The sequence below is a fragment of the Kitasatospora sp. NPDC032121 genome (assembly GCF_055580145.1).
In genome coordinates this window covers 99,155-125,558 of record NZ_JBVILX010000013.1, presented here as the reverse complement: position 1 = coordinate 125,558, position 26,404 = coordinate 99,155, and the positions used below count along the sequence as shown (strand labels likewise).

Annotated in this window: 25 protein-coding genes; 8 read left to right on the top strand and 17 right to left on the bottom strand. The window is 72.3% G+C overall.

Annotation, left to right across the window (positions count from 1 at the left end; translation table 11 throughout):
* Nucleotides 1-121 precede the first annotated feature (121 nt).
* The 4 genes from ACZ5OX_RS27305 to ACZ5OX_RS27290 form a co-directional block, all read right to left on the bottom strand.
* On the bottom strand, nt 122-1,297 hold the full coding sequence (locus ACZ5OX_RS27305) for a serine hydrolase domain-containing protein (protein WP_465633736.1): 1,176 nt from the start codon (nt 1,295-1,297) through the stop codon (nt 122-124).
* Nucleotides 1,298-1,413: 116 nt separating this feature from the next.
* Nucleotides 1,414-2,580: a serine hydrolase domain-containing protein gene (locus tag ACZ5OX_RS27300; protein WP_465633734.1), complete on the bottom strand. Its 1,167-nt coding sequence runs from the start codon at nt 2,578-2,580 to the stop codon at nt 1,414-1,416.
* Between the two features lie 314 nt (nt 2,581-2,894).
* Entirely contained in the window at nt 2,895-4,508 is a 1,614-nt protein-coding gene (locus ACZ5OX_RS27295; protein WP_465633733.1) for an alpha/beta hydrolase, read from the bottom strand.
* A 304-nt stretch (nt 4,509-4,812) separates the two neighbouring features.
* Entirely contained in the window at nt 4,813-5,925 is a 1,113-nt protein-coding gene (locus ACZ5OX_RS27290) for a helix-turn-helix transcriptional regulator (RefSeq protein ID WP_465633842.1), read from the bottom strand.
* Nucleotides 5,926-6,678: 753 nt separating this feature from the next.
* Between ACZ5OX_RS27290 and ACZ5OX_RS27285 the strand changes: the two genes are divergently transcribed.
* Nucleotides 6,679-7,467, top strand: a complete 789-nt coding sequence (locus ACZ5OX_RS27285; RefSeq protein ID WP_465633732.1) for an SDR family oxidoreductase — start codon at nt 6,679-6,681, stop codon at nt 7,465-7,467.
* Between the two features lie 91 nt (nt 7,468-7,558).
* On the opposite strand, the gene ACZ5OX_RS27280 is transcribed toward ACZ5OX_RS27285, so the two are convergent.
* The gene (locus tag ACZ5OX_RS27280) at nt 7,559-8,344 is read right to left on the bottom strand and encodes an SDR family oxidoreductase (RefSeq protein ID WP_465633731.1); all 786 of its coding nucleotides are present in this window, start codon (nt 8,342-8,344) and stop codon (nt 7,559-7,561) included.
* 187 nt (nt 8,345-8,531) lie between these two features.
* Between ACZ5OX_RS27280 and ACZ5OX_RS27275 the strand changes: the two genes are divergently transcribed.
* From ACZ5OX_RS27275 to ACZ5OX_RS27245, 7 genes are all read left to right on the top strand, one after another.
* Nucleotides 8,532-9,038, top strand: a complete 507-nt coding sequence (locus tag ACZ5OX_RS27275) for a nuclear transport factor 2 family protein (protein WP_465633730.1) — start codon at nt 8,532-8,534, stop codon at nt 9,036-9,038.
* A gap of 97 nt (nt 9,039-9,135) precedes the next feature.
* On the top strand, nt 9,136-9,582 hold the full coding sequence (locus tag ACZ5OX_RS27270; protein ID WP_449790851.1) for an RrF2 family transcriptional regulator: 447 nt from the start codon (nt 9,136-9,138) through the stop codon (nt 9,580-9,582).
* 84 nt (nt 9,583-9,666) lie between these two features.
* Complete coding sequence (locus ACZ5OX_RS27265; RefSeq protein WP_465633728.1) at nt 9,667-11,181, top strand: MFS transporter; 1,515 nt, start codon at nt 9,667-9,669, stop codon at nt 11,179-11,181.
* A gap of 80 nt (nt 11,182-11,261) precedes the next feature.
* On the top strand, nt 11,262-12,005 hold the full coding sequence (locus ACZ5OX_RS27260) for a class I SAM-dependent methyltransferase (protein ID WP_465633727.1): 744 nt from the start codon (nt 11,262-11,264) through the stop codon (nt 12,003-12,005).
* Between the two features lie 140 nt (nt 12,006-12,145).
* Nucleotides 12,146-12,724: a TetR/AcrR family transcriptional regulator gene (locus ACZ5OX_RS27255; protein ID WP_465633726.1), complete on the top strand. Its 579-nt coding sequence runs from the start codon at nt 12,146-12,148 to the stop codon at nt 12,722-12,724.
* 145 nt (nt 12,725-12,869) lie between these two features.
* On the top strand, nt 12,870-13,709 hold the full coding sequence (locus tag ACZ5OX_RS27250) for an SDR family NAD(P)-dependent oxidoreductase (RefSeq protein ID WP_465633724.1): 840 nt from the start codon (nt 12,870-12,872) through the stop codon (nt 13,707-13,709).
* A 70-nt stretch (nt 13,710-13,779) separates the two neighbouring features.
* Complete coding sequence (locus ACZ5OX_RS27245; RefSeq protein WP_465633723.1) at nt 13,780-14,976, top strand: cytochrome P450; 1,197 nt, start codon at nt 13,780-13,782, stop codon at nt 14,974-14,976.
* 109 nt (nt 14,977-15,085) lie between these two features.
* On the opposite strand, the gene ACZ5OX_RS27240 is transcribed toward ACZ5OX_RS27245, so the two are convergent.
* From ACZ5OX_RS27240 to ACZ5OX_RS27185, 12 genes are read right to left on the bottom strand one after another with little or no spacing between them, the layout of a single operon-like run.
* The gene (locus ACZ5OX_RS27240; protein ID WP_449790857.1) at nt 15,086-15,310 is read right to left on the bottom strand and encodes a ferredoxin; all 225 of its coding nucleotides are present in this window, start codon (nt 15,308-15,310) and stop codon (nt 15,086-15,088) included.
* Complete coding sequence (locus tag ACZ5OX_RS27235) at nt 15,307-16,569, bottom strand: MFS transporter (protein ID WP_465633722.1); 1,263 nt, start codon at nt 16,567-16,569, stop codon at nt 15,307-15,309. Before ACZ5OX_RS27235 ends, ACZ5OX_RS27240 begins: the two co-directional genes overlap by 4 nt.
* Nucleotides 16,562-17,605 (bottom strand): LLM class flavin-dependent oxidoreductase, encoded by a 1,044-nt coding sequence (locus tag ACZ5OX_RS27230; protein ID WP_465633721.1) that lies wholly within the window; start codon nt 17,603-17,605, stop codon nt 16,562-16,564. Before ACZ5OX_RS27230 ends, ACZ5OX_RS27235 begins: the two co-directional genes overlap by 8 nt.
* Before the next feature lie 34 nt (nt 17,606-17,639).
* Nucleotides 17,640-17,864 carry an acyl-CoA carboxylase subunit epsilon gene (locus ACZ5OX_RS27225; RefSeq protein WP_465633720.1) on the bottom strand — a complete coding sequence of 75 codons (225 nt, stop codon included), beginning with the start codon at nt 17,862-17,864 and terminating at the stop codon, nt 17,640-17,642.
* The gene (locus ACZ5OX_RS27220; protein WP_392882923.1) at nt 17,861-19,435 is read right to left on the bottom strand and encodes an acyl-CoA carboxylase subunit beta; all 1,575 of its coding nucleotides are present in this window, start codon (nt 19,433-19,435) and stop codon (nt 17,861-17,863) included. The genes ACZ5OX_RS27225 and ACZ5OX_RS27220 overlap by 4 nt, the downstream gene beginning before the upstream one ends.
* 60 nt (nt 19,436-19,495) lie before the next feature.
* Complete coding sequence (locus ACZ5OX_RS27215; RefSeq protein WP_465633719.1) at nt 19,496-21,511, bottom strand: SDR family oxidoreductase; 2,016 nt, start codon at nt 21,509-21,511, stop codon at nt 19,496-19,498.
* 3 nt (nt 21,512-21,514) lie between these two features.
* Entirely contained in the window at nt 21,515-22,453 is a 939-nt protein-coding gene (locus ACZ5OX_RS27210) for an aromatase/cyclase (RefSeq protein WP_465633718.1), read from the bottom strand.
* A gap of 31 nt (nt 22,454-22,484) precedes the next feature.
* Nucleotides 22,485-23,273, bottom strand: coding sequence for a 3-oxoacyl-ACP reductase FabG (gene fabG, locus ACZ5OX_RS27205; protein ID WP_465633717.1), 789 nt, complete (start codon nt 23,271-23,273; stop codon nt 22,485-22,487).
* A 13-nt stretch (nt 23,274-23,286) separates the two neighbouring features.
* Nucleotides 23,287-23,556 (bottom strand): acyl carrier protein, encoded by a 270-nt coding sequence (locus ACZ5OX_RS27200; RefSeq protein ID WP_465633715.1) that lies wholly within the window; start codon nt 23,554-23,556, stop codon nt 23,287-23,289.
* A 17-nt stretch (nt 23,557-23,573) separates the two neighbouring features.
* Nucleotides 23,574-24,794 (bottom strand): ketosynthase chain-length factor, encoded by a 1,221-nt coding sequence (locus ACZ5OX_RS27195; protein WP_465633714.1) that lies wholly within the window; start codon nt 24,792-24,794, stop codon nt 23,574-23,576.
* Nucleotides 24,791-26,074 (bottom strand): beta-ketoacyl-[acyl-carrier-protein] synthase family protein, encoded by a 1,284-nt coding sequence (locus ACZ5OX_RS27190; RefSeq protein ID WP_465633713.1) that lies wholly within the window; start codon nt 26,072-26,074, stop codon nt 24,791-24,793. The genes ACZ5OX_RS27195 and ACZ5OX_RS27190 overlap by 4 nt, the downstream gene beginning before the upstream one ends.
* Nucleotides 26,074-26,397, bottom strand: coding sequence for a TcmI family type II polyketide cyclase (locus ACZ5OX_RS27185; RefSeq protein ID WP_449790867.1), 324 nt, complete (start codon nt 26,395-26,397; stop codon nt 26,074-26,076). The genes ACZ5OX_RS27190 and ACZ5OX_RS27185 overlap by 1 nt, the downstream gene beginning before the upstream one ends.
* Nucleotides 26,398-26,404: the final 7 nt, after the last annotated feature.

The window sequence follows — 26,404 nt, the reverse complement described above, 5'->3', positions numbered from 1 at the left end:
CGCAGAGGGGCATGGACGGGTGTCCCGGCGGGAAAGCAGGCAAGAGGCCCCGGCGATCACGGAGTTGTTGTGACGTTCCGTGGCTGCCGGGGCCTGGGCCCGGTCCGCTCCGAGGGGTGGGTCAGCGGCAGAGGGCCGCGTCCAGGGCGTCCGCCATGTGCTGCGCGCCGACCTCACCCGGGATGGCGGTGACCGTGATGGCGGCGGCGCGACCGTCGTCGGTGACCCCGTTGCGGGAGCGGTATCCCGCGGTGGTCCCGCCGTGGCCCCAGAAGAGGCCACCACAGGAGAGCGGCCTGCTCTGCAGACCCAGCCCGTAGCGGACCCCCGGGCCCAGGGGCTCGGCGGGGACGGTGGTGCGCATCTCGGCGAGCTGCGCCGCGGGCAGGAGCCGGCCGCCGAGGAGCGCGGCGTAGAACGAGTTGAGGTCGGTGTTGGTGGAGACGACCGCCCCCGCCGCCCAGGCCGGCGAGGAGTCCATCTCGGTGTAGTCGATCGGAGGCGCGTCCGGCGAGCTGCGGTAGTAGCCGTGCGGGTGGGCCTCGTGGATGCTCATGTCCCCGGGGGCGGGGAAGTAGGTGTGGCGCAGGCCGATGCGGTCGATGACGCGCTTGGTGATCTCCTCGCCGGCGGGCCGCCCGGTGACCTTCTGGACGAGGAGTCCGGCGACGACGTAGTTGGTGTTGCTGTACCCCCAACCGGTACCCGCGGGGAAGCGGGCCTTCTGGGCGAGGGCGCTGTCGAGGAGGTCGCGGGGCTCGAAGTAGAGGTACTGGATCGTGGGGAAGTCCGGGAGTGCGGGGGTCTCCATGTAGTCGGGCAGGCCGCTGGTGTGCTGGAGCAGCTGACGGACGGTGATGTCGCGCCCGTCGATGCCGTCGCCGCGCAGCAGGCCGGGGAGGTAGGTCTCGACGGGGGAGTCCAGGCCCAGCTTTCCCTCGGCGACGAGCTGGAGGACGACGACGGCTGTGAAGGCCTTGGTGTTGCTGCCGGCGCGGATCTGCCCGTCCACGGGGACCTTGGCCCCGGTGGCGAGGTCGCCGACGCCGGCGGTGTAGTTGCGGGTGCGGCCGTCGCGGCCCTTGACGGAGGCCAGCGCGGCGGGCAGGCCGTCGTCCTTCACCAGCGCGTTCAGGCTCGACTGGACGCTGTCCGGCCTGCCGCCCGCGAACGCCGCGGTCGGTGCCGTCGCCGTGGCCGCCACGACGCCGGCGGCCACGGAGGCCACGGCCACCGCCAACCCGCGCCGGCCACGGCGGCGTCGGTCGGCCCGGTCGTGCTGGACGTGCTCGTTCATGGAGGAACTCCTCTGCTGGGGTGGGGAATCGGCGGGGCGCGCGGGTTCCGCGCGCGGGTGCGCGCAGAACCCGCTGGTCGTACCGGTTGTGGACGCTCAGGCCGGATCGGCGAGGGTCAGCGGCACAGGGCGGAGTCCACCGTGGCCTCCACGTGCTTCTTGACCGCGTCATCCGGGATCGTGGTCACCGTGATGCTGATGGCGCGGCCGTCGTCGGTGGCGCCCCCGGCGGTGTCGTAGCCCGGAATGGTCCCGCCGTGGCCCCAGTACACGCCACCGCACGACAGCGGCCGGCTCGTCAGGCCCAGCCCGTAGCGCATGCCCGGAGCCACCACGTCGGCGGGGACGGTGGTGCGCATCTCGGCGAGCTGCGCCGCGGGCAGGAGCCGGCCGCCGAGGAGCGCGGCGTAGAACGAGTTGAGATCGCTGTCGGTGGAGACGACGGCGCCCGCCGCCCAGCCCCAGGACGGGTCCAGTTCGGTGTAGTCGCGGAGCGAGCCGTCGGCGTCCCGGTGGTAACCCTTGGGGTGGGCCTCGTGGATGCTCATGTCCCCCGGGGTGGGGAAGTAGGTGTGGCGCAGGCCGATGCGGTCGACGACGCGCCGGTTGACCTCCTCGCCGAGTGGCCGCCCGGTGACCTTCTGGATGATCAGGCCCGCCATCAGGTAGTTGGTGTTGCTGTACTCCCAGCGCGTGCCCGGGGCGAAGTGAGCCTTCTGGGCGAGGGCCAAGTCGAGCAGTTCACGCGGTTCGTAGTACCGCTTCGGACCGGCGAGGATCGAGCCCTTGTCCACGTACTCGGGCAGGCCGCTGGTGTGCTGGAGCAGCTGACGGACGGTGATGTCGCGCCCGTCGATGCCGTCGCCGCGCAGCAGACCCGGCAGGTAGGTCTCGACGGGGGAGTCCAGGCCCAGCTTTCCTTCGCCGACGAGTTGCAGCGCCACGACGGCTGTGAAGGCCTTGGTGTTGCTGCCGATCCGCACCTGCCCGTCCACGGGGACCTTGGCCCCGGTGGCGAGGTCGCCGACGCCGGCGGTGTAGTTGCGGGTGCGGCCGTCGCGGCCCTTGACGGAGGCCAGCGCGGCGGGCATGCCGTCGTCCTTCACCAGCGCGTTCAGGCCCGACTGGACGCTGTCCGGCCTGCCGCCCGCGAACGCCGCGGTCGGTGCCAGCGCCCCGGCCGCCATGATCCCGGCGGCCACGGCGGTCACGACCGCCACCGCCCGGCGTCGGCCGCCCCGGCGGGAGAGCGGGAATCGGCTGTGCGGTGCGTGCTCGTACACGAAAGGACCCCTCCGATGAATGGCGCCGGTGATTCCCGGCCTTCATCAAGAGGACCATTCGGGGGCAGGGGAGTTCGTCCGCACCCAGGACGAAACCGCGCCCGGGAGCGGACTCCTGGAGCCGCCCCCGGCCAGGACCGTACTCCTGGCCATCGGTGCCGATCGGCCCCGGCACCCGGCGGACGGGCGAGCACCCGCTGCGGGCCGGGTGGTCGCGGGCCGCCCGGGCCCGGCCGACGGCCCTGGCCGGCCCGGGGCCTTCGGTGCGGTGCGGGCCCGTGAAGCGTCCGCGGGCCCGCACCGAAGGCGGCCGGCTACTGGCGGGTGCAGGTCGGGTCGGTGTCCGGCAGGCGTCCGCCGGCCAGGTAGGCGTTGACCGTGTCGTCCACGCAGGCGTTGCCGTAGATCCCGTACAGCCCGTGCTGGTTGGCGCCCTGGAGGGTCAGCAGGCGCGAGCCGGGCAGCATGTCGTGCAGGGCGACGCCGCCGCGGTAGGGGGCGCGGGGGTCGCCGGTGGCGGAGAGGATCAGCGCCCGGGCGTCGCGGAGCACCTGGGTGGGCGCCTCGCGCGGGCGGTCCCAGAAGGCGCAGGGGGTGATGTTGTCGAGCAGCGGGCCGAACAGCGGGCTCTCGGCGCGACTGCGCTCGATCTCGCGCCAGTAGTGTTCGGGGTCGCGGGACGCGGTTCCGTCCGCGCACGCGATGGCCTGCATGGCGCTGCCGGCCGGCGACCCCTGCGGGCTGAACAGGAATCGCAGCAGGGCGGTGGTGTCCGCGGTCGGGGTGACCGGCCGGCCCGCCGCAGCCTCGGCGAGCATCGTCACCTGCTCGGCGAGGGAGGCCCGTTCCGGGGCGGAGTCGCCCTGGAGCCCCGCGAAGAGCAGCAACGGCACCCGGGAGTCGTCGAGTTCGAAGGCGTCGGCGCCGGTGCCGACGACGAGCGGGCGGTTCGCGGCGGTCTCCACGGTGTGCAGGATCCCGGCGGTCACCTCCTCGCGGGTGCGGCCGAGCCCGTACGTGTCGTGGCGGGCCGCCGCCCAGTCCGCCCAGTCGGCGAACGCGTGCTCGAGCCCGGGCAGCTGGCTCGGGACCAGCGCGGGGCCGACGCGGCCCGGGTCCAGCGCGCTGTCCAGGACCATCCGGTCGACGCGGCCCGGGAACATCTGGGTGTACACCGTGCCGAGGTACGTGCCGTAGGACAGACCGAGGTAGGAGATCCTCCGCTCGCCGAGCGCGCCCCGGACCACGTCCAGGTCCCGGGCCGTGTCGCGGGTGCTCGCGTACGGCAGCAGATCGCCGGCCGCCGAGCGGCACTTGGCCGCGAGGTCCCGCTGGAGAGCGACCTGCCGCTCGAAGCCCGTCCGGCCGGTCCCGGAGGACTGGATGCTGAAGCCGACGGGCCAGCCGCAGTCGATCTGCGCACTGCGGCCGGCGAAGCGCGGGTCCAGCCCGACGATGTCGAAGCGGTCGGCGGTCTCCTTGAGGGCGGCGTGCACCCGGGGTGGTGCGCCGAGCGTCGGGCTGCCGGGGCCGCCGTCGTTGAGCAGCAGTGTGCCGATCCGGTGGCGGGTGTCGGTGGCCTTGATCCGGGAGAGCGCCAGCGTGACAGTGCGTCCGCCGGGGTTCGCGTAGTCGAGCGGCACGGTGACGTCCGTGCAGCGGGCGCCGGCCCGTTCGAGTGCGGCACCGTCCTGGTCGTCCGGGCCCAGGACGCAGCCGTGCCAGTCGAGGTGCTGCCCGTAGTAGCGGTCGAGCCCCTGGGCGAGGCCTTCCGTGGTTTGCGCGGGCGGCGTCGCGGCGGCGGGCGCGGTCAGGCAGGCCGTGAGGGCGAGGCCGGCCGTGAGGGCGCGGCCGGCCTCGACGGTGCGCCGGAGGATCCGGCGCCGTCGGGCGGCTGGAGTGGAGCGGCTGCGCTGGGCGTCGGGCATGAGGCCTCCTCGGCGACGTGGGCCTCTTCCCCGCGGAACCGGCGGAGGAGAGCCCCTGTGATCAGCCTTTCCTTCTCCGTCCCCGGGCCGGATTCGTCGTGGTGGAGCACCCGGGACGAAGCGAAGCACCTGGACCCCGGGGCCGTCATCGAGACGGCCCTGCGGTACAAGTACTTCAGCCTAGACGCCGAACAGGCCCTGGATGGTGCGGAGTTCGTATCGCGTCGTAGTTTCGTCCCCGTGGTCGACCTCGCGCTCTCCTCTCACGCCGCTCGCCCGTCGTGGGGGGCGGTGGGGTGGGGTGTCAGGACGGGACGGAGATCAGTGCGGTGACGAGTTCCCGGCGGCCGGAGATGGAGAGCTTGCGGTACACGCTGGAGAGGTGGAACTCGACGGTCCGGACGGTCAGGCAGGTCATCTGGGCGATGTGCCGGTTGCTGTGTCCGGCACGGGCCAGGTAGGCGATCTTCTCCTCCTGGCGGGTGAGCTTCGAGGTGTTGGCGGGGGCCTGGAGGCGTTCCAGGGCGAAGCGGATGCGCTTCTGCCAGAAGGCGTTGCGACACTCGTACGCGACCATGGCCGCCTCGACGAGCCGCCTGCGGCCCGCTGACACGTCCTGGCGCCGGATCTGCATCATGCCGAGGTCGTAGAGGGCCTGCATGAACTCGGTGCGCGCGTGGCCCTGGGCCAGCAGTGCCACGGCCTCCTCGAGTGCGGCGACGGAGGTGTCGTCCCGGCGTGCCACGCCCACGGCGTGCAGGGCGATGCCGATGCCGCGCGGCGATCCCCACTTCCTCGCCGCGATGAGCTCCTCCTCGGCGAGGGCGAGTGCCAGGTCGTACCGGCGGATGCCCAGCGCCCCGAACACGGCCCGCGAACGCCATGGAATGACTGCGGGGTTGACGACGAAGCAGCTGTCGAGGACCCAGCCGCACGCCATGTAGTCGTCGATGGCGTGTCGGAACTGCCCGCCGGCCAGGTGGAGGGCCCCGCGGGCGGCCAGGACGTGGGCACGGTCCGGCAGGTCGGGGTCGAGCGGCCCGGCCAGCTTGCTGTCGAGCAGCACCTGGTGCGCCCGGTCGAGTTCGCCGAGGTGGACCAGCGCCTCGATCAGCCAGGCGATCGCGAGGCAGGCCGACTGCGTGGACGTGCCGCGATCGAGCATGGTCTGGAGCATGTCCGCGGCCTGGCAGGCCCTCCCCGCGAGCAGGCTGCTCCGTGCCCGCAGCAGGGTGAGCAGTTCCCGGCGCGGGGCCGAGCCCGTCCACGCGGGGTCGTCCCGGAGCCTCCTGCACTGCGCGTCGGCGGATTCGAGGTCTCCGGCGTAGAGCAGGGCCAGGATCGCGAGCCAGGTGCGGTGCGGGTTCCGGTGCGGTTCCGCCGTGTCGAGCAGCCATTTGGCCTGCTCGTTGACCATCACGCGGTCGACTCCGCGATTCGCGAACTCGATGGTGCTCAGGGCGAGACTCAACTCGTCGGGTGGCAGGAGTGCGCGGTTCTCGGTGAGAGGGATTCCCGGTGCGTAGGTATTCGCCACGTTCCTGGCCGTCGGGAACGCGGGGACCTCATCGGTTCTGATACCGGCCTTTGTGGTTTGGCAATTCCTATCGTCTCCGGCCATTTTCTGCCACCCCCATAGCTGACGAATGGTGCCACTTCACAACGCGACGCGGACTGGGGCGCGTCGGGCCGGTCGCCCGCGGCTGACCTCGGGATCTGCGGCATCGCCATTGATGGCCGTCGGCGGAGGTCGGGCTGGGAACTGCTCGGCGAAACGGGGAAGTCACGACCTGGGCCGTGCCCCCGGTGCCGGCAGGGGATTTGACGGTGATGTCGGTCGGAAAATGTCGCGAGGCCGTCGCCCCGCCCTTGGGTGAACCCTCTTGCCGGGAGCGGCCCCTGGCTCTGAAAGCTCCGCGCGGTGAATCCCTATTGATACTGGACCGATCGGTCCACGTCCCAGTGTGGGAATCATGTCATGATACGAAGCTTCTGTCAAAAGGCAAACAAGCGGTAAGGCGTCGAGCCCCGCGGGGTCATGGGGGAGGGCCGCGGGAGCCCCACGGGAGGGGTGGGGAATCTGGTGGAGACCCGTAGAGACAGCGCGGCCGGTCCGGGTCCAAGGTCGCCTGACGGGCAGACCCCGGACGCCCAGGACCAGGGAGGAAACGTGGAGCAGTCACAGCGGGTGGTGCTGATCAGCGGTGCGAGCCGCGGGATCGGAGCGGCTACCGCGCGGGAGATGGGAAGGCGCGGCTACCACGTGGTCGTGAACTACCGTCAGAACGCCGACGCGGCAGCGGAGGTGGTGCGTTCGATCGAGGCCGCGGGCGGATCGGCCCAGGCGCTGCGGGCCGATGTCTGCGATCCCGGGCAGGTGTCGGGGATGCTCGACCGCATCCGCGCCGACCGGGGTCGCCTCGACGCCCTGGTCTGCAACGCCAACACGGTGAACCCGCCGTTCGAGCCCCTGCTCACGCTCTCCTGGGACCACTTCATCGGGAAGGTGACCGGGGAGTTGGCGGGAGCGTACTTCCTCACCCAGGCCGTGCTGGGCGCCATGGTGGAGGAGCGCAGGGGCCGGATCGTCTACGTCTCGAGCACCGCGGCGGACACGATCGGCACCGTCGCGGCCCACTCCACGGCCAAGGCCGCGCTCAACACCTTCAGCCGGCACGTCGCGGGCGTCGCCGCCCAGTACGGGGTCGTCGTCAACACCGTCGCCTTCGGCGCGGTGCGGACCGACGCCACCGCGGGTGTCATGACGGACGACCTCCGCACGTTCATGGAGAGCCGGTCGGCGTCCGGCCGGCTGCTCGAGGCCGACGAGGCGGCCCGCAGCATCGCGATGCTCGCCGACGAGGACTTCAGCGGGTCGGTGGGCCAGGTGCTCCGGGTGGACGGCGGCTTCGAGGTCCTGGACCGGCAACTCAACCCGATGGTGCGGCACTTCGAATAGACCCGCGGGCGCTCGCGTCACGCCGGGTGCCCGCCGTGCACCGGGCGTCCCGTGGGGCCGGCCGCCGGCGCCCGGCCCCACGGGAGCGCCGTCAGCGGAAGCTGTGCGCCAGGGGGTGCAGCTGCTGGTCGAGGACCTCGAAGCCGCCGTCGACCCGGATCACCTGGCCGGAGGTGAAGGCGAAGCCGTCGTCGGCGACGAGGGCCACGGCGCGCGCGGCGTCCGCCGGCTCCACCCGGCGTGCCGCCACCGAGCGGTCGGTCGTGTACTTCCAGAACTCCTCGCTGAACTCCGCCGTGGCGTCGGTGTGCACGGCGCCGAGCGCGACGGTGTTCACGGTCACCCCGTGCTCGGCGGCGATGCCGGCGATGTGGCGGCTGAAGGTGTTCAGCGCCGCCTTGGCGACGGAGTGGGGCAGGGCCATGCCGATGGTGTCCGAGGCCGTGCTGGAGATGTAGATGATCCGGCCCGACCGCTGTTCGCGCATGACGGCGAGCGTGTGCTGGGTGAGGAAGAAGGAGCCGGCGAGCTCCCCGTTGACCTTCGCGGCGAAGGCGTCCCAGCCCAGCTCGGCGAAGGAGGCGAAGGGCGGTGTCACGGTGTTGGCGTTGCAGATCAGCAGGTCGATGCGCCCGTGGTCGGCCCGCACCCGCTCGACGAGGGCGCCGACCTGGTCGGCGTCGCAGACGTCGGCCTGCGCCGCCTCGGCCGTGCCGCCGCGCGACTCGATCTCCGTGACCACGTCCGCCGCCGCCTCGGCGTCGCTCCGGTAGTTCACGATCACGTGGTAGCCGCGGCCGGCCAGCTCCTTGGCCGTCGCGGCGCCGATGTTGCGGCCCGCACCACTGATCAGGGCTATGCGCTTCGACTGCTTCACGGTGTCTCCCGTCGGGTGTCGCCGGCGTTCCTGCAGCTCGACCCTAGTCGCGCGGGGGAGTCGGAGGATTGCGGGCCGACCACAGGAAAGGCGTGCGGGCCTTGTGACGCGTGTTCCGCGGCTGCGACTCTCGGTCCGGTTCCGGCAAGAGGCGGAACGGGATCCGAGGCGCTCGGGAGGATGCACGATGGCGGACGAGGTTGACCTGGTGGCACGGATCGACGAACTGTCGGCCAGAGTGCGGGAGCTGGAGGCGATCCGTGAGCTCACGAAGCTGCGCAACGCCTTCCACCACTGCCTCAACTCGCGGGACTGGCAGGGCCTCGGCGCCCTGTTCACGAAGGACGCGCACCTGGACTACGGAAGCTTCGGCGACGCCCGCGGGCGCGCGGCGATCCAGGAGTACTACAGCGCGCTGCTGCCGAAGATGGTCGAGCTCCAGGGCGCCTCCGAGGTGGCCCTGAGGAACTTCAACCAGGTCCACCAGGTGGAGGTCGAGGGCGACGACCGCGCGTCCGGCGCCTGCTTCTTCGTGGAGCACGTCCGGTTCGACCGGGCGGACCTGGTGCACCAGAGCGTCGGCCGGTTCTCCGACACCTATGTGTTCGAGGACGGACGGTGGCTGTTCGAGCGCGTCGAACTGGAGCACTACTGGGTGGTTCCGCAGAACAAGGAGTGGCGCTGGCCCTGGTGAGCTCGCACGCGTTCGGCGGATTGACACCCGGATAAAACCGCTACTAGCGTAGTTGCAGTTGGATCGGCGAGGCGACCGTCGCGAAGGGGTCATCACGGTGAGCATCAGCAGCAGGAGCGCGGTCGCGATCCACGCACTCACCATGCTGGGGCGCTGGGACCACTCGTTGACCTCCGTGGAGATCGCGGAGAGCCTGGCCAGCAATCCGGTTCTGGTGCGGCGGATCCTCGGCAGCCTGCGGGACGCCGACCTGGTCCTGTCCACCGAGGGGCGCAACGGCGGCTGGTCGCTCGCCAGGCCCGCCCGCGAGATCACGCTCTACGACGCGTACACCGCGGTGGAGGCGGGGCCGATCCTCTCGCGGCACCCGCATCCGCCGAGCGCGGAGTGCGAGGTGGGGCGGAACATGCAGAAGCTGCTCGAGGCGGAGTTCCAGGACGCGGAGCGGGCCATGAAGGAACGGCTCGGGCGGACGACGATCGCCCACCTCGTCCGGCAAGTGCTGGCCAGTGAGCGGGAGCTCGCACAACGCGTCACCAGCTGACCGATGGCGGAGGCAGTGCCTCCGCCGCCCTTTTGCCCTAACTGTAACTATCATGGTGGCGGAAAGTCACCCGAAGGGCCTGGAATGACTTCCACGTCGACAACGACCGAGCGGACCGGCTCGGGGATGGGCTTACTCGCCGTCCTGATGCCGGCGATCCTCGCCACGGTCACGGCCAGCGACATGGTCAACCTGATGCTCCCGACGATCGGGTCCGAGTTCGGCGCTTCCGAGGCGGAACTCGCCTGGGTCGTCACCGGCTTCCTGCTGATGTTCTCCGTCGGGATCCCCCTGTACGGCCGCATCTCGGACAGGGTGAGCCTGCGCCGGCTCTTCGCGTTCGCGCTGCTCACCTACGCCCTCGGAAGCCTGATCTGCGCGCTCTCCCCGAACCTGGCCGTGCTCGTGGCCGGGCGGATCGTGACGGGCATCGGCGCGGCCGCGATCCCCGTGCTCTCGATCATCGCCGTCACGACGCTGCTGCCGCCGGAGCGGCGCGGTGTCGGGATCGGCGTCGTCTCCGCCGGTGCGGGCGTCGGCACCGCCGCCGGCCCGGCGCTGGGCGGCGGCATCGGGGAGGCGCTCGGCTGGCCCGCGCTGTTCTGGATCATGCTCGTGGTCTCGCTGCTGCTGCTCGTCCCGGCCCTGCGCGTACTGCCGGACGAGACTCCGCAGGGCTCGGGCCGGCTCGACCTCCCCGGCGGCCTCCTGCTCGGCCTCGGAGCCGGCCTCGTCCTGTTCGGCATGACCCGGGCGCAGGTCTCCGGCTTCACCGACCCGCTGGCCTGGGGCAGCCTGTTGGTCGCCGTCGTGGCGCTCGTGGTCTTCGGGCTGCGCACCGTCCGGGTCGACCAGCCGTTCGTCCCGCCGTCGCTGTTCACCAACCGCGTCTACCGGACCGGCATCCTCGTCGCGTTCCTGGCGATGGTCGTCAACCTCGGCGGTCTGGTGTTCGTCCCGCTGCTGCTCGTGGAGGTCAACGAACTCACCCCGGGCAAGGGCGCGTTGGTCATGATCCCGGCCGGCGTCGTGACCGCGCTCCTCTCGCCGTGGATCGGCCGCCTCGCCGGCCGCGTCAACGCGCGGGTCCTGGTGCTCTTCGGGCTCGGCCTCATCGGGCTGTTCTCGCTGTTCCTCTCGTCCTTCACCGGCGGCTCCTCGGTGGTCTTCGCCGGCATCGGGATCCTCGGGCTGAGCATCGGCTTCATGTTCGTGATGACCACCATCATCGGCGCCGCGGCGAGCGAACTTCCGCCCGAGCAGGTCGGTGTCGGCCTCGGGATCCTCCAGGGCGCCCAGTTCCTCGGGGCCGGTACCGGCCCGGCCGTGTTCGGTGTGCTGGTGTCCGCGAGGCGGCAGAGCGGCAGCGACGCCATCAACCCCCTCTTCTCCGGCCACCACGGCTCGGCCTACTCCGACGTCTTCCTGGCCATGGCCGTGGTCGTCGTCCTCACGCTCGTCGTCGCGTCCCGGATGCGTCCCACGGCGGCGGCCGCGGCCGGAGCGAACGACGAGGCGGGAGCGAAGGGCGAGGCCGGAGCGAAGGCCGAGACGGCCCCGGTGGCCGCGTCGGCGCAGGAAGTGAACAACGTCCAGTAGGAACGCGACCAGCCCCGTCCGGGGCGCGCCAGATCCACCGAGTGTTGGTTGACGAGCTTGCGAGCGACAAGGGGACCGGCATGACCACGCAGCGGACTTTCTCTCAAGAGGACAAGGAATACGAGGCGTTGTACGCGGGGCGCGCGTCCTTCGACGGCGTCGCCCCCGGTGAGGTGCTGATCCCCTGGGACATCGGCGAGCCCCAGCGGGCCGTGGTGGACCTGGCGCGCGCGGGCGGCTTCAGCGGCAAGGTGCTCGACGTGGGCTGCGGACTGGGCGAGAACGCCATCCTGCTGGCGGGCCAGGGGTACGAGGTGACCGGCGTGGACGGTTCGCCCAGCGCGATCGAGGAGGCGGTGCGGCGGGCCGCGGCCCAGGGCGCGCGGGTGCGGTTCCTGACCTCGGACGCCACCGAACTGGACGGTGTCGGAGGCGACTTCGACACCGCGCTCGACAGCGGCCTCTACCACTGCCTGAACGACGAGCAGCGCTCGGCGTACGCCGCCGCGCTCCACCGGGTGTGCCGGCCGGGTGCCACGCTGCACCTGTTCTGCTTCGCGGAGTCCATGCCGTCGGGGACGCCGATCGTGGCGGAGGCCCTGGTCAGCGAGGCCAACCTGCACGCGAACCTCGGCCCGCACTGGGAGATCGAGGACATCGCCGAAGCCGTCTTCGCCACGACCTTCACCCGCGAGATCCTGGCCAGGCTGGGTACGGCGGACGCCCCGGACGCCGGGGCCAGGCCGGGCCCGGACGCGATCCGGGTGGACGAGCGCGGGCGGGTGCTGACACCGATGTCCCATGTGCGTGCGCGGCGCAGGTGAGGCTCCGTCGTCCTGGGCCGCGCGGGTGGCGCGGCCCAGGGCCCGGGGCCCGCGCACGGCGGCCGCGGTGCGCCGCGAGCGCGGTCGTGACGACCGGTGTTCGGCCGGGACGGGACCGAATGGTCTGCTAGCCTCGGCCCATGGCCCGGAAACCTGCTGCCGGTACCCGCGAGCGCATCCTGGACGCCGCTGCCCACCTCTTCGACCAGCGGGGCGTGCACGCGGTCGGCATGCAGCAGATCATCGACGAGGCCGGCTGCGGAAAGCAGTTGCTCTACCGGGAGTTCTCCGGCAAGGACCAGCTGGTGGTGGCCTACCTCGAGCGGTCCGCCGAGGACTGGGACCGGCTCGTGACCGGTGTGTGCGCCGCGGTGGAGTCGCCGCAGGAGCGGCTCGTCGAGTTGGTCCGGGCGGTCCGGGCCATGGCGCCGAACGCCAGGGGCTGCCCGCTGCGCAACACCCAGGCGGAGTTCCCCGACCCGGACCACCCGGCGCACCAGGTCTCCGTGAAGCACTTCCGGCGCGTGCGCGAGCAACTGCGGGACCTCGCACGCGCGACCGCGGCCGCGAACCCGGAGCGGCTCGGCGACCGGATCATGCTGATCATCGACGGTGTCTACGTGAACGGGTCGACCCTGGGGTCCACCGGTGCCGCGGAAGCGGCCGTCGAGTTCGCCGGCGACGTGGTCCGGGCGGAGATCGCCGCCGCGGTCGGCTGATCTCCTGACGCTGACCCCTTTTCCTGATTTCTCTCTTTCCCGATTTCTCTTTTTTCGCCATCCGTCCCGGGGTGAAGTCTGCCCGCGGGCGGGAGCTCTTCTGCTGCGCAGAATCTCACGACCCAGTGTTCCGAGGAGGATCACGGTGAAGACCATTGTTGTCACGGGGGGCACTTCCGGTATCGGGCAGGCGCTCGCGAACACCTATCTCGGCCGGGGCGACCAGGTGGTCGTCATCGCTCCGGACCCGGTGAAGGGGAAGAAGTACCTCGACACGGCGCAGAAGTTGGGCGCGGCCGACCGCGCCTTCTTCATCGAGGCCGACCTCAGCCTCGTCAGCGAGAACCGGCGCGTCATCGCGGAGATCGAGGACCGGTTCGAGGCGGTGGACGTCCTCGTGCTGTGCGCGCGCTACTTCCGCAGCCACCGGATGGTGACCTCGGAGGGGATCGAGCACAACTTCGCGCTGTACTACCTCAGCCGGTACCTGTTCGGGTACGGCCTGGCGGACCTGATGAACAAGGCCGAGACGCCGGTCGTGATGAACATCGCCGGTCCCGGTGTGGGGGCGCCGGGCGTCAACTGGAACGACCTCGGCTTCGAACGGGGCTACGACGGCTGGTCGGCGATGTTCCAGGGCGGCCGGCTCAACGACCTCCTCGGCGTCTCGTTCGCCGAGGGCGGGAGCGCGCGTCGCGCCCGGTACGTGCTGCTGTTCCCCGGGGGGACGCGCACCGGCTTCGCGGGCGAGTTCGACGCCGCCACCGCGGCGCACATCGACCAGATGAAGCGGGCCGCGCAGCCGGTCGAGTTCACCGTCCCGCCGATCCTCGAGATCATCGACGCCCCGCCGCGGGAGCCGCTGAGCGCCTTCGTGGAGGGCACGCCCCTCAGCCTCCTGCGCCCGGCGTTCGACAAGGGCGCCGCGGCGCGGCTCGACGGCATCACCCGGGAACTCCTGCGCGAGAAGGAGAGCGCCTCATGACGAACCGCCCGCGACCGGTGGCCGCTCCGCGCTGAATCGCCCTCGTGCCGTCAGGAAGGAAATGAACGCCATGACCGAACCGGTGTCGATGCCGCACAACCACCGTCAGGCCGAGTGTCCGTTCCGGCCCGGGCCCGCTCTGGTGGAACTGCACCAGGACCCGTCGCTGCACCGCGTCCCGGTGCCGAACTCCCAGCTCGGCGAGGTCGAGGCCGTCCTCATCACTCGGGAGGACGACGCCCGTACGGTGCTGTCCGACGCCCGCCACGAGGTCGGGTTCGCCTTCGACCCGCACTGGACCGGCCCGCGCTCGGTGATGAACCAGCCGGGCGTCCTGCTCAACTACGACGGGGACGAGCACACCCGGTACCGCCGGATGCAGGCCGGAGCCTTCACGATGAAGCGGATCCGGGCGCTCAGCGGCGTGATCGAGCAGATCGTCGAGAAGCACCTCGACGCGGTGGAGGCGGCCGGTCCGGGCGCCGACCTGGTCAGGATCTTCGCCGAACCGCTGCCCCTGATGGTGATCTGCGAGTTGCTGGGGGCACCGCTCGAGGACCGGGCGGGCATCCTGGAGCGCAGTTCGATCGCGAGCAGCGTCGACACCACGCTGGAGGTCCAGCAGGAGAACTTCGCGGCCATGACCGACTACATGGCCCAACTGGTCGCCGCGCACCGGTGGGACCCGGGCGACAACATCCTCGGGGACCTGGTGCGCAAGCACGGTGCGGAGCTCGGCAACGACGAACTCGTCGGCATGGGCCTGGACGTCCTCGTGGCCGGACACGGGACCCTCTCCGGCATGATCGGGCTCAGCGTCCTCGCCCTGTTGTCGCACCCGGAGCAGCTGGCGGTCCTGCGCGACGAGGACGAGCTGTCCGGTGGCGCCGTCGAGGAACTGCTGCGGTTCCTCGCGGTGGCGCCCCCGCTGGTCAGGAGGGCGAGTACCGACCTGTCGGTCAACGGCCAGGAGGTACGCGCCGGCGAGTACGTCGTCGTCTCGACGCTGATGGCCAACCACGGCGCCGACCTGCCCTCGCCCGCGGACGTGCTCGACCTGCGCCGCAAGCCGGTGCCGCACCTGGCCTTCGGCTACGGCCGGCACCAGTGCGTCGGCCAGCAACTCGCCCGCCTCGAACTCGGCATCGCGCTGCCCGCGCTGTTCCGCCGCTTCCCCGGTCTGCGGCTCGCCGTCCCGTTCGAGGAGATCGAGTACCGCACGGAGTCGCTGGTGTACGGGGTCAAGAGCCTTCCCGTCGAGTGGTGACCGGGTGGCCTTCCGCCCGGGGACGCCCCGGGCGGAAGGCCACGCACGAGTGAGCCGCCCTCCTGGTCGGAGGGCGGCTCCGGGCTGCTCGCGGCGGCGCGGTCGGGGGTCAGCCGCGCGGCCGCCGCCCGTGCGCCACGCGGATGGCGGCGGCCGGGCAGAGGGCCGCCGCCGCGCGCACCCCGTCGTGGGCCGCGGCGGGCGGCCGGGCGTCGAGCAGGATGACGACACCGTCCTCGTCACGCTGGTCGAAGACCTCCGGCGCGGTCATCACGCACTGCCCCGAGGCCACGCAGCTGTCCTCCTCGACGGTGATCTCCAGGGAAGCGGTCATGGCGAGTTCCTCTCTGTGCGCGGCTCTGTGCGCGGCCCGGGGCCGACGCGGGCGACGCCCGGCCGGCCGGAGCGCGTCCCGGTGACCGCGACGCCGACCCCGGTCGCCCCGGCGAGCGCGATGGCCAGGAGCGCCGGCCGCCGGCCGCCGAAGTGGGTGAGCAGGGCGGCGGTCAGCGGCAGCATCAGGACACCGCCGAGCTGCACGCCCGTCTGGAACAGCGGCACCGCCGCCGCGCGCAGGCCCGGTTCGACGTCCTGGGTGGCCTGCATGTTCAGGGCGGCGAAGGACAGGGCCATGGCGGCGCCGACGAGGAGGAGCGTCGGCAGCAGACCACCGGCGTACGAGGCGGGTTCGGGGCGCAGCAGCAGGAGCAGCTGGCCCGCGAACGCGGCCGCCGCCCCGGCGGCGATCTGCCGCCGGGTACCGAAGCGGGCGACCAGGCGGCCGGCGAACGGCACGGACACCGCGAGCGGCACGCACGCGGGGAGCAGCGCCAGCGCCACCTGCCAGGGCCGCCACCCGAAGCGGTCGTGCGCCTGGAAGGTGACCAGGAGGAGCAGCGCCGCGTAGGTGCCGTTGAGGGTGGCCGCGCCGAGCGTCGCGCGGATCAGCGAGCCGTTGCGGGCGAGTTCCGCCGTCAGGCGCGGCGGCGTCCGGCGTCCGGTGTCCGGGATCACCCGCAGGCCCCACACCAGGAGCACGAGGGCGAGCGGCGCGGGGAACAGGAACGTCCAGCGCCAGCTCGCCGCGGTGAGCACCCCGGAGAGCAGCAGGCCGAGGGTGAACCCGGCCGCGCCGAACAGGGAGTACACCGACACGGCCCGCCGCTGCGGCGGGCCGTCGGGGACCGTGGTGGTGATCAGGGCCAGCCCGGCGGGCGCGGTGAGCGCGGCGCAGCCGCCCTTGAGGACGCGCGAGGCGATCAGGAGGGCGGTCGAGTCGGCCAGGCCGCCCGCCACCGAGGCCGCGGCGAACACCAGCATCGCCACGAGGTAGCAGCGGCGCAGGCCCCAACGGGCGGTGGCGCGGGGGCCGAGGAGCAGCATCGCGGCGAATCCGGCGGCGAAGCCGCCCATCAGCCACTGCACCGTCCACACGGACAGGCCGCGGTCGGCGCCGATCCAGGGCAGGGCGACGAGGACCACCGAGACCTCGATGGCGTCGAGGACCATGTTGCCCGACAGGATGAACAGAAGCCGCCAGGTGCCCTGTCGGGCCGGCGCGGAGAGGGGCTGCGCGGCGGGCGCCTCAGTCACCTGCGGGCACCTCGCCCGGGCGGGATCCGGCGCCGGCCCCGGATCCGGCGGCGTCGGACCCGGCGGCCTCGGCGAGCAGCGCGGGCAGGCGCTCGCTGACCAACTCGATGTTGCGCACGACGAGGTCGTCCGGCATCCCGGCGATGCTCGCCCAGAAGATCAGGTGCTTCACCGGCAGGCCCTTGGTCCGCTCGTGGATGCGGGCCGCGGCGTCCTCGGGCGTGAGGATCTCCAGGGTCGACCAGGAGCCGTCGGCCTTCGGGGCCTCCGGGAAGTCGTCGGCGCCGAGCAGCGGCGGCCTGGGGTGGTCCGTACCCTCCACCGAGCCCTGCCGGTAGGTGTTCATCTGGTGGGCGAGGTGCGGTGCGACGCGGGGCCAGGCCGCTTCGGGGTCGTCGGCGAGCATCACGGGGAGCAGGTCGGAGACCCGGGCGAGCTCGGGGTCGTGGCCGCCCTCGATCAGGCCCTCGCGGTAGTGCCCGTACGACGCGTGCGAGATGTGCAGGAGGCCGATGCCGAGCCGGCCCGCGATGCGGGCGCCGCGCGGACCGTAGAAGCCGCCCCACAGCGGGACCGGCGACTGGAGCGGTCCCGGGGTGATGTCGCCCTCCTCCCAGAGCCGCCTGACCTCGCTGATGTTGCGTTCGACCTGGGCGAAGCGGCTCTTGAAGTCGGCGTCGAACAGGTCGTACTCGGGCACCCGGTAGCCGGCGCCGAAGCCGATCTCCAGCCGGCCGCCGCTGATCAGGTCGACGACCGCGGCGTCCTCGGCGAGCTGGGCGGGTTTGTGGAGGTTGGGGAGCACGACCGCGGTGCCGATGCGGGCGTTGCGGGTGCGGGCGGCGGCGGCCGCGGCGAACGTCAGGGGCGAGGGCAGGTAGCCGTCCTCGAAGAGGTGGTGCTCGGTGAACCAGAGGCCGTTCGCGCCGCGCCGGTCGGCCTCCTCGCAGAACTCGAGGGAGCGGGCGTAGTGGTCGGCCCAGGGCCGGTGCCACTGGTCGGGGTTGCGCAGGTCGAAGAGAAGTCCGACATCCATGCTCTGGTCTCCGTGTCTTTGGGGGGTGCGGTGCTCAACTGGGGCCGTGCCGCCAGGTCCTCGGGCCCCGGAAGCCGGGCGCGCGCTCGAGGCGGCGCCAGCGCGCCGACGAGTGCCCGGACTCCTGCGGCTCCTGCCGGGCGGCGGACAGCCGGGCGTACAGGACGGTGATGAGGGCGCCCAGCTCGGTCGGGTCCGGGCTGCCCCGCTCCACGCGCAGGAACGAGGACCCGTCGGAGCCGGCCGGCCGGCCGCTCACTGCGGGGGGTTGCCGTGCTTGCGCTGCGGCAGGTCGACGTCCTTGCGGCGCAGCATCGCGAACGCGCGGATCAGGACGGAGCGGGTGTCGCCGGGGTGGATGACGTCGTCGACCAGGCCGCGTTCGGCCGCGTAGTAGGGGTGGACGAGCTCCCTCCGGTACTCCTTGATCTTCTGCTCGCGGGTGGCGGCCGGGTCCTGGGCCGCGGCGATCTCGCGGCGGAAGACGACGTCGGCCGCGGCCTCCGCGCCCATCACCGCGATCTCGTTGGTGGGCCAGGCGTAGGACAGGTCGGCGCCGATGGAGCGGGAGTCCATCACGATGTAGGCGCCGCCGTAGGCCTTGCGCAGGATCACCGAGACCCGGGGCACGGTCGCGTTGCAGTAGGCGTACAGGAGCTTCGCGCCGCGCCGGATGATGCCCTCGTGCTCCTGGTCGACGCCGGGCAGGAAGCCCGGCACGTCGACGAGGGTGAGCAGCGGGATGTTGAAGGCGTCGCAGAACTGCACGAACCGCGCGCCCTTCTCGCTGGCCTTGATGTCCAGGACGCCGGCCAGTGAGGACGGCTGGCTCGCGACGACGCCGATCACCTGGCCGTCGAGCCGGGCCAGGGCGCACACGAGGTTGGCGCCCCACTGGGCGTGCACCTCCAGCACCTCGTCGTCGTCGACGATCTCGGTGATCACGTCGCGGATGTCGTACGACCGGTTGCCGTCGGCGGGCACCAGGTCGAGCAGGCGGTCCACGCGCCGGTCGGCCGGGTCGCCGTTCGGGGCCGCGGGCGGCAGCTCCCGGTTGTTGGACGGCAGCATCGACAGCAGCAGGCGAACGTCCGCGAGGCAGCTCTCCTCGTCGTCGTGCACGAAGTGCGCGACGCCCGACACGCCGCCGTGCACGTCGGCGCCGCCGAGCCCGTCCTGGGTGACCTGCTCGCCCGTCACCGAACGCACCACGTCCGGGCCCGTGATGAACATCTGCGAGATGCCGCGGACCGCGAACACGAAGTCGGTGAGCGCGGGCGAGTAGGCCGCGCCGCCGGCGCAGGGCCCGAGCATCACGCTGATCTGCGGGATGACCCCGGAGGCGCGGGTGTTGCGCTGGAAGATGCCGCCGTACCCGGCGAGCGCCGAGACGCCCTCCTGGATGCGGGCGCCCGCTCCGTCGTTCAGCGAGACCAGCGGGGCGCCGGCCGCGATGGCCATGTCCATGATCTTCTGGATCTTCTGGGCGTGCGCCTCGCCGAGTGCGCCGCCGAAGATGCGGAAGTCGTGCGCGTACACGAAGACCGTCCGGCCCTCGACGGTGCCCCAGCCCGTGACCACGCCGTCGGTGTGGGGGCGCTTCGCCTCCAGGCCGAAGCCGGTCGCCCGGTGCCGCCGCAGCTGCTCCACCTCGGTGAAGGAGCCCGGGTCGAGCAGCAGGTCGATGCGTTCGTACGCGGTGAGCTTGCCCTTGGCGTGTTGGCGCTCGGTGGCCTTCGGGTCGGCTCCGAGCCGCGCCAGTTCCTTGAGTTCCCTGAGTTCGCCGAGCCGGTCGCCGGCGGTGGTCACGGGTGCCTGCGCGGTGGTCATCGTCGCTCCGCGGTGGTCATCGTCGCTCCTGGTGGTCCGGTCGGGTCGACTCCGCTCGGGTCAGCCGAGCAGGGTGCCGCCGCTGGCGTCGACGAAGGACCCGGTGATCCAGCGGGCCTCGTCGGTGGCCAGGAAGGTCACGACGTCCGCGACGTCCCCCGCCTGGCCGACCCGCTTGAACGCGGACAGCTGGGCCATCTGCTCCACGGCCTCGGGGATGTCGAAGACCGCGCTGCCGTTGTCGGTGATGCCGGGCGCCACGCTGTTCACGGTGATGCCGCGCGGGGCGAGGTGCCGGGCGAAGTGCAGCGAGAGCTGCTCGATGGCGCCCTTCGTCATGGCGTACGCCACCTGGTCGGGGCTGGCGAAACGGGTGAGCCCCGACGAGATGTTGATGATGCGGCCGCCGTCGGCGAGCAGCGGGAGCGCCCGCTGCACGATGAAGAACGGGGCCTTCGCGTTCACGGCGAAGAGCCGGTCGAACTCCTCGGCGGTGACGTCCTCGGGGGCGAGCCCGGCCGGAGTGGTGGCGCCCGCGTTGTTGACCAGGATGTCGAGCCTGGTCTCCCCGGTCCGCTCCTTCAGGCCCCGCTCCACGCCGAGGAACAGCTCGTGCACGTCGCCGGGGACGCCGAGCGGCGCGCGGACCGGGAAGGCACGGCCGCCGTCCCGCTCGATCAGCTCCACGGTCTCGTCGGCGGAGGCCCGGTCGGAGGCGTAGTGCACGATGACGAGGGCGCCCTCCCGGGCGAGGCGCTGTGCGGTGGCGCGGCCGATGCCCCGGCTGGAACCGGTGACCAGCGCCGTCTTGTCGGTGAGCCTGCCCATCGTGGAACTCCTGTCGGTCGATGCGGTCGATGCGGTCGGGGCGGGTGGGGCGCCCGCGAGGGGAGAGGTGTGCGGTGCCGTGGGGGTGTGGGGGCGGCCGAGGCCGCTGATCATGCGGGCCAGGTGGCGGCGGACCCGGGCCAGGCCGAGGAGTTCGCCGAACACGTCCCGCAGGTGCTCCACTTCGGGCCCGCCGAGGAGCAGCAGCGACTGCGCCCGGATGTTGTCGAGGGTGTGCGCGCCGACGGGCCTGCGCACGAGGTCGTAGCCGTCGAGCAGGTCGTCGCGGTCCTCGGACCCGACCCGCTCCGCGAGGCGCCCGCCGAGTTCGGCGGCGTCCTGCAGGCCCAGGTTGAGCGCCTGCCCGCCGACCGGCATCTGCACGTGGGCGGCGTCGCCCGCGAGCAGGACCCGGCCCCTGCGGTACCGGGTCGCCTGCCGGCTCGTGTTGTCGAAGGCGTTCAGCCACCGGGGCGTGCCGTGGCCGATGTCCTCACCGGTGACCTCCGCCCACGCGGTGACGACCTCGTCGAACGTGGGCGGCCCGGTGCGCTCCTTCGGGTCCGTGCCGAAGACGTGGACCATCACCCGGGTGCTGCCGTCCGGCCAGCGGTGCGCCACGGCAAGGCCGTTGGGGTGCCGCTCGAAGCGTCTGGCCGGCACGTCGATGCCCGCCACGTCGGCCCGCAGCATCTCGCGGGTCGCGGCGTGGCCCGCGAACTCGAAGCCGGCGAGCCGCCGTACGGTGCTGTCGCCTCCGTCGCACCCCACCACGAACGCGGTGGTGACGCGGACGCGTTCGCCGTCCTCCCCGACGGCCTCGACCAGGACGTGCCCGTCCCGGTCGGTCAGGGACACCACGCGCAGCCCGCGCCGCAGCCGCGCCCCGAGCTCCACGGCCCGCTCCTGGAGGACCGACTCGATGCGGGTCTGCGGGCACTTCCACTGGCCGGCGTACCGGTGGCCGGGGTCGGCGGCGGTCAGGTCGAGCCGCATGCCCCCGAAGTGGCCGGGGCCGCCGTCCGGCAGCTCACCGAGCCGATCGAGGATGCCGCGCTCCTCGAACAGCGTCATGGTGCGGGCGTGCAGCGTGGACGCCCGGGACTCGGTCATCGGCGCGCCGAGCCGTTCCAGGACGGTGGTGCGCACGCCGCGCGCGCGCAGGTCCCCGGCGAGCAGCAGCCCGACGGGCCCCGCGCCGACGATCACCACGTCGGTGTCCGTCGGGGGAGTCGAGGTGGACGGCATGGGTCAGCGCCGCGCTTCCGCGTACCGCTTGGCGTGCTCCAGGGTGGCCCGGCTGTTGGTGCCGAGGGCGTCCCGCAGAAACGTCCTGGCCCGCTCGACGTCCGCGTCCGGGCCCAGGATCCCGGTGATGTTCTCCGCGTTGATGACGACGGTGTGCTGCGAGGAGGCCGTGACGACCCCGTCCTCGCCCTCCTCGAACTGCCAGACCCCGGTGTGCAGCGTCATGAGCGCGGGCAGCGTGGTCTGCTTGTACGCGATCCGCCGGTGCGGGAAGCACACCCGCACCGATTCGGTGGTGTGGGTGGAGCCGTCCCTGGCGACGGTGTCCATCCGCAGCACCTGCAGGCCGGGGGTGTCCTCGGTGAGCTTGACGGTACCGACGTGCGGCAGGCGCTCGACCCACCGGTCGGCCTCGTTGACGAAGTCGTACAGGTCCTTCGCGGACCCCTCGACCCGCACCGAGTCCGTGAACGACAGCGTCAACTCCGCGGTCCGCGCGGCCTCTTCGAGCCCGGCCTTGAGCGAGGGCAGCTCGGCGCGGCTGTTGCTGTCGACCGCCTCGTCGATCCAGGCGAGCGACCCGGGGTCGTCGTCGACGGCCCGGTAGGAGTGCAGCAGCCGCAGCCGGGTCTCCTCCGGGCCCAGCGGCTCGATGATCCAGGTGCCGCTCATCTCGGCGATCGGCGGGGACGACACCTCCTGCCGGAAGGTGATGCGCAGCCCCTCCGGGTCGAGGTCGCGGCGCGAGGTCCAGTTCTTGGCCTCGCCGTTGGCGGTGGCCCAGATCCGGATCCGCTCCCGGTCGCCCTCCCGCTCCAGGGTCTCGACGTACACGTTCGGCGGGAACAGGCGCGGCCAGTTCTCCACCTCGGCGAGCAGCCGGTAGACCTCCTTCGCCGTCGCCGCGACGGTGATCTCGTGCTCGACCTCACGGGTCGTCATGATGGGTGCTCCTCAGTCGGGTCGGGCGGGATCAGAAGTTGCCGAGGCCGCCGCACACGTTCAGCGCCTGGGCGGTGATGGAACCCGCCAGGTCGGAGGCGAGGTAGCCGACCAGGCCCGCGACCTCCTCGGGCGTCGAGTACCGGCCGAGCGGGATCTTCGACTGGAACTTCTCCAGGATCGCGTCCTCGGTGGTGCCGTACGCGTCCGCGTAGCCCTGGCGGACCCGCTGCGCCATGGGGGTCTCCACGTAGCCGGGGCACACCGCGTTCACCGTGACGCCGGTCGGCGCGAGCTCGTTGCCGAGGGCCTTGGTGAAGCCGACCACGCCGTGCTTGGACGCCGAGTAGGGGGCGCCGAGCACCACGCCCTGCTTGCCGGCGGTGGAGGCGATGTTGATGATGCGGCCGCGCGACTTGGCGCGCATCCCGCCCGCGTTGAGGACCTCGCGGGTCACCAGGAACACGCTGGTGAGGTTGGTCGCGATGACGTCCTCCCACAGCTCGTCGGCCAGGTCGGCGGTCACCCCGCCGCCCGAGCGGCCCGCGTTGTTCACCAGGACGTCGATCGGCCCGAAGCGGGCGACCGCGGCCCGCACCACGTCGGCCACCTGCTCCTTGGAGCGCACGTCGCCGGTGGTGCCGTCCACGTCGAGGCCCTCGTCCTGCAGGGCCTTGACGGTCTCGGCGACGGCCTTCTCGTCGCGGGCGCACAGGAACACCCGGTGCCCCTGCTCGGCGAGCAGCCGGGCCGAGGCCAGGCCGATCCCGCTGGTCGCGCCGGTGACCAGGGCGACCCTGCGTGTGATCGTGTCGGTCATGTTCGGCTCCCGGTCAGGCGGCGTGGGCGGCGGGCAGGTGGGCGGTGACGAGGTCGATCAGGGCGCGCGGGGTGCGGGCCTCGCCGAAGGCGTCCTCGTCGAGGCTGATCCCGTACTCGCGCTCGATGCGCCCGGCGGTCTCCAGGAGGGCGAGCGACTCGTAGCCGAGGTCGGAGAACTCGGTGTCGAGGATGTCCCCGTCCAGGTCGGCCTCCGCGTCGGCGCCGGCGGCCTCCAGGAGGATCCGCTTGAGCTCGGTGAGGGTGAAGTCGGTGGTGGACACGGGGTTCCTTCCTTCCGTCAGTGGTGGGCGGCCCGGACGACCATCGCGGAGTTGAATCCGCCCTGGCCGCGGGCGAGTACGAGGGCGGCGCGCACCGCGTGGGGGCGAGGGGCGCCGGTGACCAGGTCGATGTCGTAGTCCGGGGACAGGGTGGAGCCGGTGGTCGGCGGGATCACGCCGTCGCGCATCGACAGGAACGCGGCCGCCAGGTCCAGCGGTGCCGCGCCCGAGTACAGGCGGCCCGTCATCGTCTTCGGCGCGGTCACCGGCACGGAGCGCACCCCGAACACCTTGGTGATCGCCTCCGCCTCGGCCCGGTCCAGGTCGGGCACGGCCGCCGCGTCGGCGAACACCACGTCGATGTCGTCCGGCGCCAGGCCGGCGTCGGCCAGGGCCAGTTCCATGGCGCGCTGCAGGGTCGGCGCGCGGTCGCTGCCGGGCCGCGGGTCGACCGTGGAGGCGTGCCCGGCGATCTCCCCGTACACCTGCGGGGCGCCGCGTTCCAGGGCGTGCTCGGCGTTCTCCAGGACGAGCAGGGCGCCGCCCTCGCCCGGCACGTGGCCCGAGGCCCGGTCGTCGAAGGGCAGGTAGGCGCGCTCCGGGTCGTCGCTGGTGGTCAGACGCCCGCTGGTCAGCTGGGCCACCCAGCCCCACGGGCAGATGGAGGCGTCGACCGCCCCGGAGATCACCATGCGGGTGCCCTTGCGGATCTGCCGGCGGGCCTGCGCCACCGCGTCGAGGCCGCCGGCCTGGTCGCTGACCACCACGCTGCTCGGGCCGCGCAGTCCGCCGCGGATGGAGATCTGGCCGCTGTTGACCGCGTAGAACCAGGCGAACGACTGGTAGGCGCTGACGTACTGGCCGCCCTTGCTCCACAGCGCGCGCAGCTCGTTCTGCCCGAACTCGAAGCCGCCGGAGTGGCTCGCCGTGATGACGCCGACGTCGTAGTCGGGTAGTTCGGACGGGACGACGCCCGCGTCGGCGAACGCCCAGTCGGCGCCGACCAGGGCGAGGCGGGTCATCCGGTCCGTCTGCGGGAGCAGCCTGCCGGGAAGGTGCTCCTTGGCGTCGAAGCCGTGGATCTCGCCCGCGAGCCGGGAGTCGTACGGCGTCGGGTCGAACCGGGTGACCCGGCCGATCGCGCCCCGTCCGGCGAGCGTCGCCGCCCAGTAGTCCGCCAGCCCGAGGCCGGTGGGTGCGACGACGCCGAGCCCCGTGACCACCGTGCGCGAGCTCATCGGGCGCCCGCCCGGTCGGGGGCGGCGAGCACGATCGCGCTCTGGAAGCCGCCGAACCCACTGCCCACGGAGAGCACCGCGTCGGTCTTCCACTCCCGGGCCGTCAGCGGTACGTAGTCCAAGTCGCACTCCGGGTCGGGGTTGTGGAGGTTCGCGGTCGGGGGCACCACGTCGTGGGCCATGGCGAGGACCGAGGCGGCCACCTCGATCGAGCCGATCGCGCCGAGCGAGTGCCCCACCATCGACTTGATGGAGCTGACCGGCGTGCGGTAGGCGTGGTCGCCGAGGCTGCGCTTGAACGCGGCCGTCTCGTGCCGGTCGTTCTGCTTGGTGCCGGAGCCGTGCGCGTTGATGTAGTCGATGTCCTGCGGGGCGAGCCGCGCCTCGTCGAGGGCGACCCGGATCGCCTCGGCCATCTCCTTGCCGTCGGGCCGCAGCCCCGTCATGTGGAAGGCGTTCGACCGGGTCGCGAAGCCGGCGACCTCGGCGTAGATCCGCGCGCCGCGCCTGCGGGCGCTCTCCAGCTCCTCCAGGACGAAGACCGCCGAGCCCTCGCCCAGGACGAAGCCGTTGCGGCTGTTGTCGAAGGGGCGCGAGGCGTGCCGCGGATCGTCGTTGCGCGGCGTGGTCGCCTTGATCGCGTCGAAGCAGGCCACCGTGATGGGCGAGATGGGCGCGTCGGCGGCGCCCGCGATCATCACGTCCGCGGAGCCCTCCCGGATGACGTCGGCGGCGTATCCCACCGCGTCGAGACCGGAGGTGCAGCCGGTGGAGACGACCGCGCTCGGGCCCTCGGCGCCCACCGCCCAGGCGACCTCCGTCGCGAAGGAGCTGGGCACCATGTAGTTGTAGAGGTGCGGTACGGCGTAGGCCTGGTCGACCAGTTCGAGGCGGCCGCCGTCGCTGACGGTCCGGTACTCCTGGTCGAGGCCCATCGTGGCGCCGACCGCGCTGCCGATCGTCACCCCGGTGCGGTGCGGGGCGAGCGTCTCGAACTCCAGGCCGCTGTCGGCGACCGCCTCGCGCGCCGTGACCACCGCGAACTGCGCGGCCCGGTCCATGCGCCGGATCTCCTGGGGGGTGAGTCCGGACAGCTCCGCGTCGAAGTCGACCTCGGCGGCCACCTGCGAGCGGAACGGTGACGGGTCGAAGAACGAGATGCGGCGCGTCGCCGTGCGACCGTCGGTGAGCAGCTTCCAGAAGCCCTTGGTGCCCTGACCGCCCGGCGCGGTCACCCCGACACCGGTGATCACGACCCGCCGGCCGTGGGCGTCGCCCATCACGCGCTCCATTCGTAGAAGCGGCGGGCCATGGCGTCCGCGGGGGAACGCCAGGTCGCCGGGTCGTACGCCTCGATGTACGGCTTGAGGTCCTCGCTGATCGTGGTGAACAGCGGATCGGTCTTGGCCTCCTCGATGCGGCTCGCGCCGTTGTCGTCGTCGAAGTCCTGGAGGTGGAAGTACAGGCCCCGGTAGGAGAAGAGCTGACGGCGGCGGGTGCCCATCCGGCCGGGCATGTCGGTGCGGTCGAAGGCGCCGAAGAGCTGGGCGACGTCCTGGGCCGAGGAGGGGGCCATCCTGGCCACGATCAGAGTGCTGTGCATGGTTTTC

Bases quoted from the DNA above. Each gene is read 5' to 3' on its own strand.
- ACZ5OX_RS27305 (WP_465633736.1), bottom strand. From the start codon at position 1,297: ATGAACGAGCACGTCCAGCACGACCGGGCCGACCGACGCCGCCGTGGC.
- ACZ5OX_RS27295 (WP_465633733.1), bottom strand. From the start codon at position 4,508: ATGCCCGACGCCCAGCGCAGCCGCTCCACTCCAGCCGCCCGACGGCGC.
- ACZ5OX_RS27290 (WP_465633842.1), bottom strand. From the start codon at position 5,925: ATGGTCAACGAGCAGGCCAAATGGCTGCTCGACACGGCGGAACCGCAC.
- ACZ5OX_RS27275 (WP_465633730.1), top strand. From the start codon at position 8,532: ATGGCGGACGAGGTTGACCTGGTGGCACGGATCGACGAACTGTCGGCC.
- ACZ5OX_RS27265 (WP_465633728.1), top strand. From the start codon at position 9,667: ATGACTTCCACGTCGACAACGACCGAGCGGACCGGCTCGGGGATGGGC.
- ACZ5OX_RS27260 (WP_465633727.1), top strand. From the start codon at position 11,262: ATGACCACGCAGCGGACTTTCTCTCAAGAGGACAAGGAATACGAGGCG.
- ACZ5OX_RS27255 (WP_465633726.1), top strand. From the start codon at position 12,146: ATGGCCCGGAAACCTGCTGCCGGTACCCGCGAGCGCATCCTGGACGCC.
- ACZ5OX_RS27245 (WP_465633723.1), top strand. From the start codon at position 13,780: ATGACCGAACCGGTGTCGATGCCGCACAACCACCGTCAGGCCGAGTGT.
- ACZ5OX_RS27240 (WP_449790857.1), bottom strand. From the start codon at position 15,310: ATGACCGCTTCCCTGGAGATCACCGTCGAGGAGGACAGCTGCGTGGCC.
- ACZ5OX_RS27230 (WP_465633721.1), bottom strand. From the start codon at position 17,605: ATGGATGTCGGACTTCTCTTCGACCTGCGCAACCCCGACCAGTGGCAC.
- ACZ5OX_RS27220 (WP_392882923.1), bottom strand. From the start codon at position 19,435: ATGACCACCGCGCAGGCACCCGTGACCACCGCCGGCGACCGGCTCGGC.
- ACZ5OX_RS27215 (WP_465633719.1), bottom strand. From the start codon at position 21,511: ATGCCGTCCACCTCGACTCCCCCGACGGACACCGACGTGGTGATCGTC.
- ACZ5OX_RS27210 (WP_465633718.1), bottom strand. From the start codon at position 22,453: ATGACGACCCGTGAGGTCGAGCACGAGATCACCGTCGCGGCGACGGCG.
- fabG (WP_465633717.1), bottom strand. From the start codon at position 23,273: ATGACCGACACGATCACACGCAGGGTCGCCCTGGTCACCGGCGCGACC.
- ACZ5OX_RS27195 (WP_465633714.1), bottom strand. From the start codon at position 24,794: ATGAGCTCGCGCACGGTGGTCACGGGGCTCGGCGTCGTCGCACCCACC.
- ACZ5OX_RS27190 (WP_465633713.1), bottom strand. From the start codon at position 26,074: ATGGGCGACGCCCACGGCCGGCGGGTCGTGATCACCGGTGTCGGGGTG.
- ACZ5OX_RS27185 (WP_449790867.1), bottom strand. From the start codon at position 26,397: ATGCACAGCACTCTGATCGTGGCCAGGATGGCCCCCTCCTCGGCCCAG.